Raw genomic sequence first — 17,547 nt, forward strand, 5'->3', positions numbered from 1 at the left:
CCGCCAGCCAGCGCTCGTCGCCGCTCTTGCGCGCAACCATGACCTTCACCGCCGGCGTGACCGGGTATTTGAGCAATTCGAGCACGAAGTCCTCGACGCGTGGGTCGTCGCGGCCATCTTCGACCATTGCGCGGATTTCGCCGGTAACAAAATTGGCCATGCCGGAAATCGCACCCTGTCCGCCACGGCGCACGCTTCTCGCCAGATGCCGTTCGTCGCCGATGAGGATCACCAGATCGCCGTGCGCTTCAAGCAGCGCCTCACTGTAGCTCCAGTCCCCGCCGGAATCCTTCACCCCGGCCACCACAGCAGGAAAAGCGGCGCGCAGCCGGCCGATCAGCCCAAGCGGGAGCGGCACCATTGTGACTGAGGGGATGTTATAGAGGAGCACGTCGCGCGCCAGCGGACCGAGTGCGGCGAAGACGGCGGAAAACCATCCGAACAGCCCGTCCTCGCCGACATTCTTGAAGTAGCTCGGCGGAGCGAGCAGAATGTTGCGAACGCCGCGCTGCAAAGCGTGCCGAGCCTGATCGGCGGCATCTTCGGCTGCATCGACCAGCACTCCGGCAACGAGCTGATGTGGCGGAATACCGGCCGCCAGCATGGCCTCGGTGACCATCCGCCGCTCGTCGGTGCCGACCGAGGCTCCTTCGCCGGTGGTGCCGAACAGCGTCGCGCTGCTGCAGCCGGCGCCAAGGCAGGCTCGGGCGTGCGCGATCATCGGCGCGAGCGCTATCTTCCCCGACGGGTCGAAGGGTGTGGTTAGGGCAACCGAAAGACCAAAGCGGGAAGCCAATGCGATCTCCGTTGAAATCAATGTGCACGTAGCGTTAGCATGCTAACATGTCAGATGTAAACGGGTGATCTTGCCAACTTGGCATCGCCCAACGGCACTGCCGCGGCAGCGCCATCGCCCATCACTTTCCACCACTCGAACATCACATATGCAGCTGTCCCGAGCCTCTGCGGGATTGGCTGGACGAGGCAGCCTAAGCTCGATCAAGTGGCGACGAGGTGGCCGTCGCCAACATCTTCGAGCTTGAGTTTCCGGGGCTCCTCACCGATGCGCCGCACAGCGCTTGGAATTTCGCTGTCCAAGCGGGCGAACCGGGCGCGGCGGCGGCCTGGATCGGGAACCGGAACGGCTTCGATCAGCCGCTTTGTATAAGGATGGCGCGGGTTGGAGAAGATCTGGTCGCGGGTGCCCATCTCGACGATCTGCCCCAGATACATTACCGCCACGCGATCGGAGATGTTCTCCACCACTGCCATGTCGTGCGAGATGAAGAGATATGCGACGCCGAATTCGCGCTGCAGCTCCTTCAGCAACCTTAACACGCGCGCCTGCACCGACACGTCGAGAGCAGAGACGCTCTCGTCGGCAATGATCAGCTTCGGTCGCAGCGCCAGCGCCCGTGCAATGCAGATTCGCTGGCGCTGCCCGCCGGAGAATTCGTGGGGATAGCGCTCCATCTGGTCAGCGGAGAGGCCGACGCGTTCGAACAGGGCGGCGATCTGGGCATGCCGTTGCTCTCTGTCGCCGAGGCCGTGGATCAGCAGAGGCTCGGCGACGAGATCGCCTACTCGCATGCGCGGGTCGAGGGACGCGAAGGGATCCTGAAAGATCATCTGCACATTGCGGCGTACAGCCTTGCGCTCCTTTCGACTGAGCGCCGACAAGTCGTGGCCGCCGATTGAAATGCTGCCGGTGTAGGGCACCAGCCCGGCGATCGCCTTGGCCGTCGTCGACTTGCCGCAGCCCGATTCGCCGACCAGCGACAGGGTTTCGTGCGGCGCGATCGAGAAACTGACGCCTTCGACCGCGTGCACCCTGCGGTCGACGCGGCCGAAGAAGCCGCCGTGCAAGTCGAAACGGACGTGAAGATCGCTGACAGATACAAGCTCGGCCGGCATGTTGGCGGCATCTTGTCGGTCTTCGGCGGTCCGTCCGCCGCCGATGCGCGGCACGGCGGCCAGAAGCTCGCGTGTATAGTCGGCCTGCGGGCGGGTGAAGATGTCGGACGCCCTGCCCTGCTCGACCATCCGGCCATCGCGCATGATGATGACGCGGTCCGCCATCTCGGCGACGACGCCCATGTCGTGCGTGATCAGGATGACGCTGGTGCCGTGCTCGCGCTGCAGGTCGCGCAGCAGCTCCAGCACCTCGCCCTGAACGGTGACGTCGAGGGCGGTCGTCGGTTCATCGGCGATCAGCACGTCCGGGTTCAGGGCCAAAGCCATGGCGATCATCACGCGCTGGCGCATGCCGCCTGAGAGTTCGTGCGGATAGTGCTCGAGCCGCCGTTCGGCATCCGGAATTCGGACTGCCTTCAGCGCCTCGAGCGCCCTCAGCCGCGAGTCGGAGCGCGACAGTGAGGTGTGTGCCTCGATCGCCTCCGTGAGCTGACGGCCGATGGAAAGAACCGGATTGAGCGATGTCATCGGCTCCTGGAAGATCATGGCAATACGGTTGCCGCGGATGCGGCGCATGCCGCTCTCGCTGAGAGCCGCGAGATCCTGATCGCCGAGCCGGATGGAGCCTGATCTGATGCGTGCCGGCGGCTGCGGCAGCAAGCCCATGATGGCCAATGCCGTCATCGACTTGCCGGAACCGGACTCGCCGGCGATGCAAAGCGTTTCGCCGCGCATCAGGCCGAAGGTGAGGTCGGAAACGACGTCGCGCTCGCCCTCCTCGCCGCGCACGGCGACGCTCAGACCTGAGACGCTGAGTACCGGCCTGACAGAGCCCCTCTCCGCGGCGGCCTGCGTGGATCGTTTGATGTCCTCCACCTTCATTCAAAGACACAGCGGGGGAAGTAGAAAGAAACCACCCAGTTGGGCATGTCGACGATCTCGCTGATGCGCAGGTCGCCGCAAACCGACACGAGCATATAGGCATCTACCGGATCCATGCCGTAGCGGCCGGAAAGCAGGTCGATCATCTGCGAGACGGCACTCCTGGCGCCGTCCATCAGATCCGGCCCGATACCGGTTGTCACCTCATAGCCCTTGGCGTCGAGATGTCGCGACACCGGACCGGGCGTCGTGAAACGCGGCGTCCGCAGCCGGGCATCCTTGACCAGATCGAGCGTCAGCACGGCGTTCATGGGGCTCTCGATCGCCGTGCCGCAGACCTCGCCGTCGCCTTGCGCGGCGTGCGTGTCGCCGACCGAGAACAACGCTCCCGCGACCTCTACGGGCAGGTAAAGCACCGTGCCGGCAGCGAGATCACGGATGTCCAGATTGCCGCCCACGCGCCGCGGCGGGACCACCGAATGCAGACCCGGCTCAGCCGGGGCATTGCCGATGGTGCCGGCGAAGGGCTTGAGCGGCACCCGGCCGCTCTTGCCGAAGAGCGCCGGTTCGAGCGAGGCGGCGTCGTACTTCCAGATATTCAGTGCCGGTTGAGTGAAGTCATCCGCCAACAGACCGAATCCCGGGATATTCGCCGTCCAACCGAAGCCGGACGGCTTGAACGCCTCGATGGTGATTTTCAGGGCGTCGCCCGGCTCTGCCCCTTCGACATAGATTGGCCCAGTGACCGGGTTCACCTTGGCAAAATCGAGCAAAGCAACGTCGTCGACGGCGCTCTCCATCGTCAGCTGCCCGCCGGACGAGTCCAGGCACTGGAACTCGATCGTCGACCCTGGCGCGACCCGTTCGGTCGGGGCAAAGGAATTGTCCCAGCCGAAATGATGGTGGCGCCCGTGGATAGTGTAGTCGCAGTTATTGCACATCGGTCACATACACATTGTCGTAGTTGATCGGGATGTGGACCGGGTCGACATAGAGGTTGTCGGCGCCACCCATGCGGGCTGATTTCATGGTGAAACGCTGCTCGTTGAACACCGGTGCCCAGGGCGCGTCTTCCATGATCTTGCCGTAGATCTCGCTCCACATCTTGGCGCGTTCGCCAGCCTTGGCCGGGTCGACGATGGAGTCGGCTTCGGCTGCCTTGGTGTCGAGCTCCTTGTTGCAATACCACGACCAATTCCAGCCGCCCGGGACCGCACCAGCGCAGCCGAGGATCGGGCCGTAGAAGTTCGACGGATCGGGGAAGTCGGCGATCCAGGCCATGCCGCCGGACCAGATCATCGGCGCGCCGGCCTTGTCGCCGCCGGCGGCGATGACGTTGGCCTGCGCGAGCGACTGGATGCTGGCCTTGATGCCGACCGCCGCCAGATCCTGCTGAATGGCCTGCGCGATGCGCGGGTTGGGATCGGTGTTCATGGCAAACAGCTGCGTGTCAAATCCGCCGGGATGCCCGGCCTCGGCAAGCAAGGCCTTGGCCTTGGCCACGTCATAGGGATAGCCCTTGAATTCCTTGTCGTAGCCGGGCATCGACGGCGGCAACGGCTGATTGGCCGGCACCGCACGGTTGTTGATCAGCTGGACAATGCGGTCCTTGTTAATCGCCATGTTGACGGCCTGCCGCACCTTCACATTGTCGAAGGGCGCCATGGTGGTATTCATGGTGATATAGCCGGTGTGCAACTGGCCGCCCTCGACGACACGGGCCTTCTGCTCGGGATCGGCCATCACCTCCTGGAATTTCGCCGGCGGAATGCCGTCGCCGGGAACGTCGATCTCGCCTTTCTGGAGCCGCAGCAGCGCCACTATCGGCTCCTGGCCGATCTCAAAGGTGATCTTGTCGAGATGCGGTAGGCCCTTGTGCCAGTAATCCGGGTTGCGCTCGAAGACCACGCGCTGGCCGAGCGTCCATTCGGCGAGCTTGAAGGCGCCGGTGCCGACCGGGTGCTTCCCGAAGTCCGTGCCGTATTTTTCGACTTCTTCCTTCGGCACGACATGCGAGAAGTTGATCGCCATAACATGCAGGAAGGTGGCGTCGGGCCGGGTCAGCTCGAACTTGATCGTGTAGGGATCGACGACTGTTATGCCCGCCAGGCTTTCCGCCTTGCCGGCAGCGACGTCGTCATAGCCTTTGATCGAGCCGAAGAAGCCGGCACCCGGGCTCTGTGTCTTTGGATTCGTGACCCGGTCGAGCGAATATTTCACGTCGTCGGCAGTCATCTCGCGGCCATTGTGGAACTTCACTCCGTGGCGCAGCTTGAAGGTGAAGGTCTTGCCGTCGGGCGCAATCTCGTAGCTCTCGGCAAGGTCGGGCCGCAGGTTGGTGGTGCCCGGCTCGTAGTCCATCAGCCCGTCGAACAGGCTCTTGATCATCGACCAGTTCTGCCAGTCATAGCCGATGGCTGGATCGAGCGTGGCGACGTCGTCCTTGTAGGTGATGGTGATCGCACCGCCCTGCTTGGCATTCGGATCGACGGCATCTTCGGCGCGTACGCTTGTCATGCCAAGCACCAGCGCAAGCACCGATGCCGCCACGGTCGATATCAGATATTTTCTCATGTCATGTTCCCTTTCTCTGGTTTTCTTGGTTTTCATCTGAGCTTGATGCGTGGATCGATGAACGGTGCGACCGTGTCGGCCAGGAGATTGCCGAGCACGATGGCAAAGGCCGAAACCAGGGTGACCCCCATGATGATCGGAATATCGATGCGCTGAATGGCCTGCCAGGCTAGCTGGCCGATGCCTGGCCAGCCGAACACGCTTTCGACAACCACGATGCCGCCCATGAAGATGCCGATGTCGATGCCGATCATGGCGATGACCGGCAGGATGGCGTTGGGCAGCGCGTGACGGAAGATAATGGCGCTGCGTGCAAGACCCTTGGCACGCGCGGTACGCACGTAATCCTGGCGCAGCACGTCGATCATCGATGAGCGCATCATGCGGGCGTACCAGCCGGCGCCGAGAATTCCCATGGTCAGCGATGGCAGCACCAGATGACGCCAGGTGCCGTAACCGCCGATCGGGAACCAGCCGAGCCGCACCGCGAACACATAGAGCAGCAACAGGCCGACGACGAATTGCGGCGCCGAAACACCGACGAAGGAGGCGACCATCAGCGACTGGTCGGTTGCGGTGCCACGCTTGACGGCGGCGATGAGGCCCATCGTCAGCCCGATCACGACTTCGCAGGCAATGGCGCCGACCATCAGCAGCAGGCTTGCCGGCAGCCGCGAGACGATAAGCTCCGTGACCTCCGAGCGCTGAATGTAGGAGCGCCCCAGATCGCCGCTGAGCAGGCTGGTCAGGTAGTGCCAGTACTGGACGACGAAGGGCTGGTCGAGGCCGAGCTGCCGGCGGATGTTCTCGACCGTCTCGGGCGTGGCGCTGTGGCCGGCGATCTGGCGGACGGGATCGGCGGGCAGCAGATAGAGCAGCGCAAAGGTGATCAGCGACACCCCGAGCAGGATGAGCACCGACTGGACAACGCGGCGGCCGAGATAGGCGATCATGCCCGCCCCCTTTGCGTCGGATCGAGGATGTCGCGCAGCGCATCGCCGACCAGGTTAAAGGCTAGCGCCAGCGCCAGGATCGCCGCACCCGGAAAGAAAACCAGCCAGGGCGCTGCCTGAAAATAGGTTTGGTTTTCGAAGATGATGTTGCCCCAGGAAGCAGTCGGCGGTTGCACGCCGATACCGAGATAGCTGAGCGTCGCTTCCAGAAGCACAGTGGTCGAGATGCCGAGCGTGCCCCAGACGATGATCGTCGGCAAAAGGTGCGGCAGGATATGACGAAACAGGATGCGTGGGGTGCTTGCGCCGATAGTGCGCTCGGCATCGATGAACTCGCGCTCGGCGAGCGAACTCGTCTCGGTGTAGATGACGCGGGCGGTCTGCACCCAGTTCACCAATGCGATCACCATGGCGACGATCCACAGGCTCGGCTGGAGCACCGCCGCCAGGCAGATGGCGAGCAGCAGCGCCGGGAAGGCCATCATCAAATCGGTGAAGCGCATAAGCGCGCTGCCGATCCAGCCGCGGAAATAGCCGGCGGTGATGCCGACCAGCGTGCCGATCAGAAGCGCCACGCCATTGGCGACGATGCCGATGATCAGCGAGGTGCGCGCACCGAAGAGGAGACGGGTCAGCAGGTCGCGGCCAAGCAGGTCGGTACCCAGCCAGAACTGGGCCCCCGGCGGCAGTGGCGCGCCTTCAAGCGTGAGCCCGTCGAACATCTGCTCGTTGGGATCGTAGCCTGTCAGCCACGGCGCAAGAATGGCGCCGGCCAAGACAAGGGCGATAATCCCGAGGCCGAGCAAAGCGAGAGGCCGTTTTAGCAGACGTCGCCAGACGCCGGCGCGAGGCTTGGTCGGCATGCGCCCGGCGGCTGAGAGCTCAGGCGCGATCGGATTGGTCATCGTCGCCTTCTTCTTGTGTCATCGCCACGATCCTGCGCGCGGCGTCCTCGACGCTGATTTGCCAGCTCATCGCCAGCGAGCGGAGCTGCGCATAGGCGCGGCCGTCCTCGGCGCCCTTCGACAAGACCTCCACGGCGCGTACGATGGTCTGGCGCTCCGCGACGCGCTGGCGAAGCGAGGCGATCTCGCTGGCCAGAAGCTTGCCCGCCTCGAAACTCTGCCTTGCGATCAAAAGCGCGCTATAGACGCCGGCATTGCCGACCGGTTTCAGCAATTGGGCATCGGCCTTGTGCGACAGTGCCCATTCGACACGCCCCGGCGCCTCGGAGCCGATCAGTGCTATCAGCGGCATCGGTGCCTCGCCCGGCTTCCACGGAAATTGCTCGTCAAAGCCGAGGTCGACGTCGAAGAAAACGAAGTCCGCCGCCAAGGCTTCGGCCGGCAGTTCCGGCCAGAAGCCAATCGCCTCAAGGCCGATGGCCGACAATTGCCTTGTGATCGCCCGCACGGTCGGATGTGGACGATGCAGGACAAAAGCCCTGGCGCCTCCAAGGTTCGGGATACGCGCCATCTTGCTCACGACACCACCCGCAGGCGTGGCCGCCCGAACGTCTCCGTCCGGTCATAACGGGAAAGGTAGGGATCGGGTGCCACGCCCTTCGTCAGCGTGACCGTTTTGAACGATGTTCCATCGATACGTCCGATCTGCACCGGCAAGGTAGCGTGCTGGGTTTGCGGGTCGATGGCGATGTCGCCCAGCGGTGTTCGAAATGATGTTCCGGCAAAGACCTTGGGAAGGTCCGTCCATTGTGCACCGGGGTTGCGGGTGAGGATCTCGGCGAGGGTGCGCACCGAGGCATAAGCCGCCGCCTCGAAGGATGAGGCAGGCATGACGGAAGACACTGAAGCCGCTCCGCGATCCGCCCCCGAGATGTCGTGAAAATAGGGCCCAACGGAGAGATGGCCATCGCCTGCCCCGTTGAGCGCCGGCAATTCGCATTCCGTGAGATTGCAGGACAGGATCGGGCAACGCTCCGGCCTGAAATGCGGGTCGCGCCGGCCAAGCTCGGCATAGGCAGCGATGAAGGCATAAGAAGAAGGACCGATGAGATTGTTCAGAATGAAATCAGGTCTCGTCGCCTGTATCTCCGCGATCAGCCTCGCAACATCGACCTCGCCGAGCGGCAGATAGCGTTCGCCCAGCACCTTGCCGCCGGCGTCCGCAATCAGGTCGCGCGCCACGCGGTTGGTCTCCCAACCCCAGATGTAGTTGGAACCGAGCAGGAAGCCGTCGGCGCCGAAACGAGGCACGACATAGGCAAGCAGCGGTACGAGATGCTGATTGGGGCAGGCGTGCGTGTAGACGACATGCTCGTTGGCTTCGAAGCCCTCGTACGGGCAGGCGTACCACAGCGTGCCGCCTGCCCTTTCCAGGATTGGAATGACCTCCTTGCGGCTCCACGAGGTGACGCAGCCAATGATGTGACGCGCGCCGCTGTTGGCGAGAATGTCCGCGCAGCCGCTTGCATACCGATCGATGTTGCCCTGCGGGTCACGCTCGACCGGGACGAATTCGAACGGGATAGCGGGATCGGCGTTGAGGTCGGCGATGGCGTTCATCGCGCCCGCACGGCAGGATTCGGACACCAGCCGGTAGTTGCCGGACCGCGAATAGAGAATGCCGATCTCGATATGCCGTTTCAAGCAAAGCCTCAAAATGACAATGCCCCGCAGCCACCGCCGCGAGGCGAGGCATACGAGGCATTCTTGCCGCCCGGCGGCCAGAGCCGGTATTTGTACTCACCGTATTACGCCCGCGCCCCCAGTCAAGAGCCGCCGCGCGAAACTTTGGCTAGCCGAAAACAGTTCGACGTGGAGCACGCAACTCATGCCCGCGGGTTGTATAAATTCCGCCAGGAACGAAATTGCTGATGTCCAGGTATGGGGCCGGACAAACCCGGTTCGCTACCATTCAAAGCAACGACTTTAATATCGGTTTACCTGAATCTGCTAGCAGCAATGACGCCGGTTTTCGTCGGTCAAGCAAAGGGTCCACCTTGCCGCAGCAATTCAGCACTCCGTTCAGTCACCGGGGCGATCGCAACTGGTCGAGGTTGTACGGCTTCATGGGCGTCGAGTTGGAACTCGCGTCCGATGTTCTCGTGCCTCGCGTCGCCTTGGCCCGGAAGCTCGGTGGACGGGACTTTGGTGGCGGGAGCCGGGTTTGAGCGTCATTCGCGCCTTGCAAGGCGCCGACCTCCCGGCAGTCGCGAACATGTTTCAGCGCGTGCTGTTGAGGGAAAGGACCGAAGCGCCGGCCTCTCTCGTGGAATACATGAAACGGTTTTATCTGGATGCGCCCGGTTGCGGAGACGACCTCCGGTCGCTTGTCCACGTCAACAACGACGGTCGCGTCTCCGGATTTGTCGGTGTCCACGTGCTGCCGATGACGTTCAACGGCCGACAACTACGCGCCGCCATCTGTAGCTCGCTCATGGTCGAGGACCATGAGCACGATCCGCTGGCCGGCGCCCGCTTGCTGAAAGCTTACCTGGATGGTCCGCAGGACATCTCCTTCAGCGAGACGGCCAACGATATCTCCGTGAAATTGTGGACCCGGCTGCGCGGCGTGGTCCTGCCGCAATACAGCCTTGACTGGGTCCGCGTGATGCGACCGGCGGCCTTCATGCTCAGCCTTTCCGCCAATCGCATGGCGCTTGCCCGAATGCTAAATCCGTTGGCGCGTGCCGTCGACCGATTTTATTGCAGCAGGATGACGTCTAGCGAACGACGCTGGTCGGGTGTGGCCGTGGACGGGGCAGGCCACGGAGCATTTCGTACATGCGAAATCGACAGCCACACATTCGCCAAGCTCATCGAGCCGTTTACCGCTCAATTCACTCTGCGGCCGGACTGGACGGAAGACCAACTCGACCACATACTGACCGATGCGGCACAAAAGCCGGATCTGGGCGAGCTTGTCTACGTTTGTGTGACGTCGCCAGTCGGCACCAATGTCGGCGCTTTCGCCTATTACGCACGGAAGTATGAAATCGGTCGCGTGCTGCAGATCCTCGCCCTCCCCGGCCAGGCGGGCTCCGTGATAGATTGCCTGATCGATCATGCCGCCGCGCGCGGCGTCAGCGGCCTGCGCGGACGTATTCAACCTGCACTTCTAGAGGCGATGCTTGGACGACGCATCGCTTTCCTGACCGTTGCCTCAACGGTGGTGCATTCACGCGATCCAGAGCTTTTGGACGCCATGAAGAACTCGCACGTCTTCCTGAATGGGCTTGCGGGCGAGCAGTGGAGCCGGCTGATCGGCAGCCGTTTCAGCTAAAACGGGACGCATTCAAATCGGACCGTGCCACACCGCTCTACCTGTTTGTCAGGTGCCGATTTCCTCGACGTCATCAACGAGTTGCGGACGCTGGTGCAGATAACGCGTCGCCTTGCGTTTGGCTATGATATCGGCCCAGACACGTTCCACTTGTGTGGCGGCCAACCCCGCCGCGTGCCCCACCACCTCAGCCGCCACGCCGTTGTTGAGACCGTAAAGGCAAAGATCCATAAGGTCATAAGGAAGCGAGAAGTAGAACTCCTCCTGGGTCTGCGCCAGCGAGTAGGTATCGGTGGTCGGAGGCCGGTTCAGGATTTCCTCCGGAACACCGAGATGAGCCGCAAGCGCATAGACCTGCGTTTTGTAGAGGTGGGCGATCGGCTTGACGTCAGCGGCGCCGTCACCGTTCTTCACGAAGAAACCCTGATCGTATTCCAGCCGGTTCGGCGTTCCAAGAACGGCGAAGTTCAAGCGATCGGCATGATAGTATTCAATCTGCTTGCGGGTGCGCTGTTTCATATTGGTAGCTGCGACGACGCCGAGATAGACAGGCAGCGACATTCTCAGTTTCGTCTGCTTGCCTTCCGGATCCTGCACCACCAGGGATGAGATATTGTAATCCCCGCCATCAAGGACGTTCGCGATCACGATCTTCGAGGCCCAGGCTTCGCCGTATTCCGGGACCAATTCGCGGATGAAGGCGTCGCGACGCTTGTAGCACCCCATTGCGCGCAGGATCGGCCCGATATCCTCCGTCACAGCCTCGACACCAAAAGTTTCGGCGACGAGTCGGCCGAGCCGCAGACTTTCAGGATCGGAATCGCTTTCCGGCATGAACAGGCAAAGCACATTCTTGGGGCCGACGGCTCGTGCCGCCAACGCGACCGAGACGCTCGAATCGATCCCGCCCGAAAGACCGAGCACAAGGCCCCGCTTGCGAAGCCCGCGCAACTGCTGGCGCAAGGCCGTTACGATACGGTCCGTTTCGGTGATCAGGTCGATTGCCAGAGCCTGCGCCAGAAAGGTCCGCGCATCCTCGGTGGGGCGAACATTCATTGCGCGGCCTCCATGGTTTCTGCCGCAAGCCGACGGCTGACCTTGCCGGTATCGGTCTTCGGCAGCTCGCGGCGGAACTCGATGACCTTGGGGACCATGAAGTCCTCAAGGTGGCGTGCACAGTGACGTATGATATCCTTCTCGCTAAGCGCCGGGTCGGACCGTACGATAACTGCCCCGATCGCATGCCCGAGAACGGGATCCGGCACACCGACAACCACCGCTTCGGCAATGCCCGGATGAGCATGAAGCACGGCTTCCACTTCCTTGGGCGCCACCTTCTCTCCCCGTGACTTTATGATGTCGTCCTTGCGGCCGACGAAATAAAGAAAGCCTTCCTCATCGGCCCTGAACAGATCGCCGGTGTAGAGAACCTTCTCCCAAGGGTTCGGACCCGGGCGCAGGGCTCGTGCCGTCGCAGCTTCGTTTCGCCAATAACCCTGCATGACGTGCGGCCCGCGAATGACCAGCTCACCTGCCATGCCTGGTGGCACCCGTTGCCCGTGGTCGTCGACGACAAAGGCTTCGGTATTCGGAATGGCTATTCCGACCGAGCCCGGCCGGCGGTCCAGCTCCTCGGGCGGCAGATAGGTGCAGCGCTTGCATTCCGTCAGGCCATACATCGAATAGAGCCTGACACCGGGGAAAAGGAACCGAAGGCGTTCTATATGAGGCGGCGGCAAGGCAGCCGCCGTGTTGGAAATATAGCGAAGGCTGGGCAGGAAGCCCGGCGCCAGGTCACGCATCTGCAGGATCATCGCTGCCATCGTGGGCACGAGCGGAAGCCCGGTGACGCCTTCCTGGCGGATGCGTTCAAAGACCGCCTGGGGAAAAGCGAAGGACTTCTCGAGCACCAGCGTGGCGCCGAGCCTGACGGCCATCAGCAACTGATAGAGGCCGTAGTCGAAGGCGAGCGGCAGAACATTCAAGATGATGTCGTCTGGCGAGTTGCGCAGATAGGTGGTGATGGAGTTGGCCGCCGCGTCGCAATTGCGGTGCGTCATCATCACGCCCTTGGGCCGGCCGGTCGAGCCCGAGGTGTAGATCAACATCGCAAGATCGACGTCAATGCCGCGATGGTCAATCTCCCTGGCTTGGAACGTCAAGCAATCCGCCAGCGATGTCGCACCTGCCGGGCATTGATTATCGGCAGCAACGGTGGAAGCCACGAAGATGCCGGTCTTGCCGGAGGACGTCTTGCCGGAGGATCCGGACGCCTCGGCGACCACGGGCATCAGTTTTGCTTGCGTGAGGATCGCAGCGGCATCGCAATCGGCGATGATGTAGGCCAGCTTTTCGGCCTTGGTGGATGCGTTGATCGGACTGAAAGTCGCGCCTGCTTTAAGAACCGCGAAAATCGAAACCGCAGCCTCCCAGCAATTGTCCATGAAGATCAGCACCCGGTCGTCGCGCCTGACGCCATTCATGAAAAGGGCGGCGGCGAGCCGGCTCGAAAGATCGTCCAGCTCTTCGTAGCACAGCCTTTTGTGCTCGGTGATCAATGCCGTTTTGGCTGGATGGGCAGCGGCCTTCGCGGCCAGAAAATGTTCGATCCGCACGGACGCTCCTCGCCGATGGCGCCTACGCTGCCAGCGCTTCTGCTTTCGCCTTGATGAAGGCGGAGATACCGTCAATCGAATCCAGATTGGCAGGTACGATATCGGCATCGACCATCGCTATGCCGAAATCATCCTCTATGAAAGCCACGAGCTCAAGCACGGCCGTCGAGTCGATGATGTCGTTCTCGATCAGTGATGCAGTGTCTGCAAGCTCGTAGGACGTGTCGCCGAACAGGAAGTTGTCGACGATAAAGGTTTTGACCTTGTCCTTGATTGTTACCATGATGTTTCCTTCCCTCGATTTCTCAGGCCGCTCGTGCTGCACCGACCTTTTGGCCGGTGAAAATCTTCTGCCACAGTTGCGTCGATAAGATGCCGACGAAGGCCGCATTGTCGCGGAATCCGGACGCTGGCTGCAAGCGGCATTTCTCGTGCAGGTTCGCCACCGCCTTGGCGTTGAATAGTCCTCCGGCGGCGATGCTCGCCTCGCTGAGCGAGTCGCGCACGTAATCCAGTTCTCCGGCTCCAACGAAGGAGCGGGCTTCCGGCGCTCGGTAAGGCTGTTTGGTGCGCTCCCGGATGGCCGTCGGAAGCAGGTGCTTGGCAACTTTGCGCAGTATGTGTTTTTCCACCAATCTCTTCAACTTCATCTCCGGCGGAAGTCTTGCCGCAAACTCCACCAAGCGATGGTCAAGGAAGGGGAAACGCCCTTCGATACCGTGCGCCATGGCCATGCGATCGCCCTGGCTGGAGAGGATGTAGCCCGGCAGGAGAAAGCGGGTTTCGAGATATTGCGCCTGATGCAGCGGATGCCACCGGGAAAACGCCTCAGGCAACCGGCTGGCCAGGTCCTCGGCTGCGTCATACCCCCTCAATGTCGCGCGCAGGTCACCGGAAAAGAACATCTTCGCCGCTGATGTGGTCTTGAAACGCGGCCGATGGGAGAACAGCGGATCGTCCAGGGCAGCGCTGCCGGTGCCGAAAAACGCGGCCAGGTACTCTACGGACTGCTGTTGCAGACCCGGCAGATAGGGATAAAGCTTGCGGAACAGCTGTGGCCTGATGCGCGATGCCGGCTGTCGTGCGCAGAAACGGCGAACCCGCGCTTCCTTGAAGACATCATAGCCGGCAAAGACCTCGTCGGCGCCTTCGCCTGTCAGCACCACTTTCAAACCGGCCTGGCGAACGAGGCCGGACAGTTGATAGAGGGGGGCCGGGGCAGTGCGGATGATCGGCCGCTCGGTAAAGCGGATGACTTCGGGAAACACACCGGCGATATCGCCGGCACGGCAGGCTATGGTTCGATGGCGCGTGCCAAGTGCTGACGCCATTTCGGTCTGGAAGGCGCTTTCGTCATGCTCAGCGCTGTCGAACGTCACGGAAAATGTCTGCAGCTTAAGAGGAGTCATACCGGCCGCGAGTGCCGAAACGAGGGATGAATCGAGCCCGCCCGAAAGGTAAGAACCGACCGGCACGTCGGCGCGCATGCGAAGCCTCACCGCGTCGGTCAAAAGGGCCTGCAGTTCTTCGGCCGCGTCGTCCTCATTGGTGATCTTCGATGGCGCTTCTCGATGAGGATAGTCCAGATGCCAGTATCGTTTGACCGTCACTTGCCCCTGTGTCGCGATCATCACGCTTGCCGGCTCCAGCTCGTGGATATTGCGGAAAGCCGTGCGTGGAGCGATCGGCGCCCACAGCGTAAAGATCTGGTCGAGTGCAATCGGATCGATTTCGGCCGAGATGCCGGGTACCTTCAGCAGGGCTTTTATCTCCGACGCAAAGTAGAGCACCCCGTCCTGGCTGGTGTAGAACAGCGGCCTAACACCCATGCGGTCTCTTGCAAGCACCATCCGCCGCCGCCGGCTATCCCAAATCGCGAAGGCGAAATCACCGTTCAGGAGCGACAGGCACTCTTCGCCCATCTCGTCATACAGCTGCAGGAGAACTTCTGTATCGCTCGACGTGCGGAAGCGTCGGCCCTTGGCCAGCAGCCCTTCGCGCAATTCCACGTAGTTGAAGATCTCGCCGTTGAACGCAATCGTCAAATTGCCGGTTTCGTCGGACATCGGCTGCTGGCCATCACCAATTCCAATCACCGACAGCCGCGCATGCCCAAGTCCAGCCTCGGGCGCTACGAATTTCCCTTGTTCATCCGGCCCGCGATGGGCGATCGCGGACGTCATGCGCGCAAGCAAAGCTTCCGCATCCCGGACTGAACCGAAATAGCCCCCGAATCCGCACATCCACACAGCTCATACTGAACAGCAAGCCACGAAACATAGCGGTCATAAGCGCTTCAAAGGTTAATCGGATACTTTTCAGCGAGCACGTGGTTAACAGGATGCTAGGACAAAATGATGCTTTTGCAGTCCGACTTGTGCCCACTCTAGGTCACGCTTGATGGTGAGCTACTGTCGCACGAGCACCATGGGCCAGGTTCTTCAAAGTTTCGCGCCGGATCAGTTGCGGATTTAGGCCGAATGCCAGTTACATCGGTTCGCATCGAGATAGAAGACGTCACGGCGTGCGGTGCAAATTACTGTTTCGAGTACGGCCGGTACCAATCGACAAACTTCTTCAGCCCGTCCTCTATCGAAACGCTAGGCCTGAAGCCGAAATCCCGCTCCAGCGCGGTCATGTCGGCGTAAGTCTTCTCGACGTCGCTCGTCTGCATCGGCTCGTTGTGGCGGATTGCCTTGACCTCGAGCAGCCTTTCCAGAATGTCGATGAAGTCGCCCAGGCGCACCGGCCGGTTGTTGCCGACATTGTAAAGCCTGTTCGGCGGAACGTCAGCCGCCGGCGGCTTGTCGAGCACGGCGACAACCGCCTTCACAACATCGTCTATGTAGGTGAAATCGCGCCACATTTCGCCATTGTTGAAGACCCGGATCGGCTTGCCCTCGAGCATCGCCCGGGTGAACATCCAATAGGCCATGTCGGGACGGCCCCAGGGGCCGTAGACCGTGAAAAACCGCAGGCCGGTCTGCGGTATGCCGAACAGATGGGCGTAGGTGTGGCTCATCAACTCATCGGTTTTCTTGGTGGCAGCGTAGAGCGAAACGGGCTTGTCGACCTGATCGGCTTCGCTGAACGGCACGCTGCGGTTGCCGCCATACACCGAGCTCGACGAGGCATAGACCAGATGCTCGAATGCCGGTTCGGCGCGACAGAATTCGAGCACTTCGAGGTGGCCCATGACATTGGAGCGGATATAGAGCCGCGGATTGTCGAGTGAGTGGCGGACGCCCGCCTGCGCGGCAAGGTGCACGATCCTGACGATGCCTTGCCCGGTCAAAGCGGCCGCAAGCGCGCCCTGTTCGGCAATATCGATCTGGTGGAACGAAAAATCCTTATGGGGCAGAAGGCGGGCAAGCCGCCCCTTTTTGAGCGCCAAGTCGTAATAGTCGTTCATGTTGTCGACGCCGACGACCGCTTGTCCCCGGTCGAGCAGATGGTGGCAAACGTGACTGCCAATGAACCCCGCGGCTCCGGTGACAAGTATAGGCAACAAGCTTCTCCACGCGCACAGCCGGGCCGGTATCTGGAGCGGCAGATCCGGCCCATTTCGTCGTGCTATAGTCGAAAGCCGAGGTGGAGACCACCATTAAGCTGATGCGTCAGCTTGCCTCGCGCATGGCTTCGGCCGCCTGCAGGTCGACCGACACCAGCTGGCTGACGCCTTGCTCGGCCATGGTCACCCCGAACAGCCGGTCCATGCGCGCCATGGTGATCGGGTTGTGTGTGATGATGACGAAGCGTGTCTCGGCAGTTGCGGCCATTTCGTCCATCAAATTGCAGAAACGCTCGACATTGTGATCGTCGAGCGGCGCGTCGACTTCGTCGAGCACGCAGATCGGCGCCGGGTTGGTCAGGAACACGGCGAAAATCAGTGACATCGCCGTCAACGCCTGCTCGCCGCCGGACAGCAGCGTCATCGTCTGCGGCTTCTTACCGGGCGGGCGCGCCAGGATCTCGAGCCCCGCTTCGAGCGGATCGTCGGACTCGATCAGTTGCAGCTCGGCGGTGCCGCCGCCGAACAGATGCGAAAACAGCCGTTGAAAATGGCCGTTAACCACCTCGAAGGCGGCGAGCAGCCGCTCGCGGCCTTCACGGTTCAGGCTGTGGATCGCCTGCCGCAGCTTGCGGATCGCCTCGATGATGTCGTCGCGCTCGGAAACGATGGTCTCCAGCCGGTCCGACAGTTCCTTCTGCTCTTCCTCGGCGCGCAAATTGACGGCGCCCAGCCGTTCGCGCTCGATCTTCAGCCGGTCGAGCTGACGCTCGATCTCGGCCATTTCGGGCATCGGGCTGTCGGGTTCGAGGCCGGTGTGGCGGATCACAAGATGCGGCGGCGTGTTCAGCGT

At 61.9% G+C, this 17,547-nt stretch carries 15 protein-coding genes; 1 reads left to right on the forward strand and 14 read right to left on the reverse strand.

Translation table 11 applies throughout. The annotated features are described in order from the left end of the window. The 8 genes from E5W70_RS05885 to E5W70_RS05920 all read right to left on the reverse strand — a co-directional run. Positions 1-796, reverse strand: a 796-nt coding sequence (locus E5W70_RS05885) for a dihydrodipicolinate synthase family protein (protein WP_292655164.1), incomplete at its 3' end; no start/stop codon positions are given. Positions 797-999: 203 nt separating this feature from the next. After that, positions 1,000-2,790: an ABC transporter ATP-binding protein gene (locus E5W70_RS05890; protein ID WP_292655167.1), complete on the reverse strand. Its 1,791-nt coding sequence runs from the start codon at positions 2,788-2,790 to the stop codon at positions 1,000-1,002. Positions 2,791-2,792: 2 nt separating this feature from the next. Further along, on the reverse strand, positions 2,793-3,737 hold the full coding sequence (locus E5W70_RS05895; protein ID WP_292655170.1) for an acetamidase/formamidase family protein: 945 nt from the start codon (positions 3,735-3,737) through the stop codon (positions 2,793-2,795). Continuing rightward, positions 3,727-5,370 carry an ABC transporter substrate-binding protein gene (locus E5W70_RS05900; RefSeq protein WP_292655172.1) on the reverse strand — a complete coding sequence of 548 codons (1,644 nt, stop codon included), beginning with the start codon at positions 5,368-5,370 and terminating at the stop codon, positions 3,727-3,729. The genes E5W70_RS05895 and E5W70_RS05900 overlap by 11 nt, the downstream gene beginning before the upstream one ends. Positions 5,371-5,402: 32 nt before the next feature. Continuing rightward, positions 5,403-6,323 (reverse strand): ABC transporter permease, encoded by a 921-nt coding sequence (locus E5W70_RS05905; RefSeq protein ID WP_292655174.1) that lies wholly within the window; start codon positions 6,321-6,323, stop codon positions 5,403-5,405. Next, positions 6,320-7,186: an ABC transporter permease gene (locus E5W70_RS05910; protein ID WP_292655200.1), complete on the reverse strand. Its 867-nt coding sequence runs from the start codon at positions 7,184-7,186 to the stop codon at positions 6,320-6,322. The genes E5W70_RS05905 and E5W70_RS05910 overlap by 4 nt, the downstream gene beginning before the upstream one ends. A gap of 19 nt (positions 7,187-7,205) precedes the next feature. Continuing rightward, complete coding sequence (locus tag E5W70_RS05915) at positions 7,206-7,808, reverse strand: ANTAR domain-containing protein (protein WP_292655177.1); 603 nt, start codon at positions 7,806-7,808, stop codon at positions 7,206-7,208. Then, positions 7,805-8,932 carry a transporter substrate-binding protein gene (locus E5W70_RS05920; protein WP_292655180.1) on the reverse strand — a complete coding sequence of 376 codons (1,128 nt, stop codon included), beginning with the start codon at positions 8,930-8,932 and terminating at the stop codon, positions 7,805-7,807. Before E5W70_RS05920 ends, E5W70_RS05915 begins: the two co-directional genes overlap by 4 nt. 520 nt (positions 8,933-9,452) lie before the next feature. On the opposite strand from E5W70_RS05920, the gene E5W70_RS05925 reads away from it, so the two are divergent. Beyond that, positions 9,453-10,568 carry a hypothetical protein gene (locus E5W70_RS05925; protein WP_292655183.1) on the forward strand — a complete coding sequence of 372 codons (1,116 nt, stop codon included), beginning with the start codon at positions 9,453-9,455 and terminating at the stop codon, positions 10,566-10,568. Between the two features lie 48 nt (positions 10,569-10,616). Here the strand turns inward: E5W70_RS05925 and nadE are convergent, their stop codons facing one another. From nadE to E5W70_RS05955, 6 genes are all read right to left on the reverse strand, one after another. Continuing rightward, entirely contained in the window at positions 10,617-11,624 is a 1,008-nt protein-coding gene (gene nadE, locus E5W70_RS05930; protein WP_292655186.1) for an NAD(+) synthase, read from the reverse strand. Next, the gene (locus E5W70_RS05935; RefSeq protein ID WP_292655188.1) at positions 11,621-13,183 is read right to left on the reverse strand and encodes a class I adenylate-forming enzyme family protein; all 1,563 of its coding nucleotides are present in this window, start codon (positions 13,181-13,183) and stop codon (positions 11,621-11,623) included. The genes nadE and E5W70_RS05935 overlap by 4 nt, the downstream gene beginning before the upstream one ends. A gap of 22 nt (positions 13,184-13,205) precedes the next feature. After that, positions 13,206-13,469: an acyl carrier protein gene (locus E5W70_RS05940; protein WP_292655204.1), complete on the reverse strand. Its 264-nt coding sequence runs from the start codon at positions 13,467-13,469 to the stop codon at positions 13,206-13,208. A gap of 19 nt (positions 13,470-13,488) precedes the next feature. After that, positions 13,489-15,426, reverse strand: a complete 1,938-nt coding sequence (gene asnB / locus E5W70_RS05945) for an asparagine synthase (glutamine-hydrolyzing) (protein WP_292655191.1) — start codon at positions 15,424-15,426, stop codon at positions 13,489-13,491. Positions 15,427-15,719: 293 nt separating this feature from the next. Continuing rightward, a complete protein-coding gene (locus E5W70_RS05950) occupies positions 15,720-16,691 on the reverse strand; it encodes an NAD-dependent epimerase/dehydratase family protein (protein ID WP_292655194.1) in 972 nt (323 codons plus the stop codon). Between the two features lie 109 nt (positions 16,692-16,800). After that, positions 16,801-17,547: AAA family ATPase (locus E5W70_RS05955; protein WP_366509670.1), on the reverse strand; the 747-nt coding region annotated here is incomplete at its 5' end.

Source organism: Mesorhizobium sp. (genome assembly GCF_005063415.1).
GTDB lineage: Bacteria > Pseudomonadota > Alphaproteobacteria > Rhizobiales > Rhizobiaceae > Mesorhizobium.